We start from the raw sequence: 949 nt of genomic DNA on the forward strand, positions 1-949 counted from the left end.
TAGGTTCTGTCCGGCGGATCATGCGCGGAGCCAGAGTCTGATGGCTGCTGTGGTGATGGTGCCGTGGAAAACGTAGGCGCGTTTGTCGTAGCGGGTGGCGACGGCCCGGTGGTGTTTGAGCCGGTTGATTGTCCGCTCGACTTCGTTGCGGCGTTTGTAGAGCTCGCTGTCAAAGCCGGCGGGCCGACCGCCCTTGCTGCCGCGGCGTTTGCGGTTGGCCCGTTGGTCCTTCGGTTCCGGGATCGTGTGCTTGATCTGTCGTCTTCGCAGGTGGCTGCGGTTGCGGCGTGAGCTGTATGCCTTGTCGCCGCTGACGTGGCCCGGCCTGGTGCGGGGGTGCCCGCCGCCAGGCCGGGCGACGCGGATCCGGGCGAGGACCTCGGTGAACTGGGGTGCGTCGCCCCACTGGCCCGGGGTGACCAGTAAGGCCAGCGGGCGGCAGCCACCCTCGCCGGCGAGGTGGATCTTGCAGGTCAGGCCGCCCCGGGACCGTCCGAGTCCCTCGTCGGGGCGGTGGTTTCGAGGCGTCGTTCTTTTTTCGGGACTCTCGGGGCGGCCTTGCGGGCCCCGGCCGCGTGCTGGTGGGCCCGGCACGTGGTCGAGTCGACGCCCACCATGCTCCAGTCGAGCCGGCCCGCCAGATCGGTATCGGCCTGGACCGACCGCAGGATCCGATCCCATGTGCCGTCGGCGGACCAACGCCGGTGGCGTTCGTAGACCGTCTTCCAGCTGCCGTATCGCTCGGGGAGGTCTCGCCACGGAATCCCGGTCCGCACTCGGAACAGGATCCCGTTGACCACCTGGCGGTGGTCACACCAGCGTCCACCGCGCAGGCCGGCGGCGGGCAGATGCGCCTCAAGCCGCACCCACTCCGCATTCGTCAGATCACCCCGCCCCATGCCCGACCTAACGACCGGACAAGCAGACAGTCACAAGATCCGCCGGACAG

General features: G+C 68.9%; 1 protein-coding gene. It reads right to left on the reverse strand.

From position 1 onward, the window contains the following. Nucleotides 1-18: 18 nt before the first annotated feature. Nucleotides 19-899 (reverse strand): IS5 family transposase gene (locus tag E6U81_RS39520; protein WP_136234805.1). Its coding sequence is split into 2 segments (ribosomal slippage): nucleotides 19-539 and nucleotides 539-899, totalling 882 coding nucleotides; the frame shifts between segments, so codons are not numbered across the junction. Nucleotides 900-949 lie beyond the last annotated feature (50 nt).

This window comes from Streptomyces sp. A0592 (genome assembly GCF_004795115.1).
In the GTDB taxonomy this organism is placed as follows: domain Bacteria; phylum Actinomycetota; class Actinomycetes; order Streptomycetales; family Streptomycetaceae; genus Streptomyces; species Streptomyces erythrochromogenes.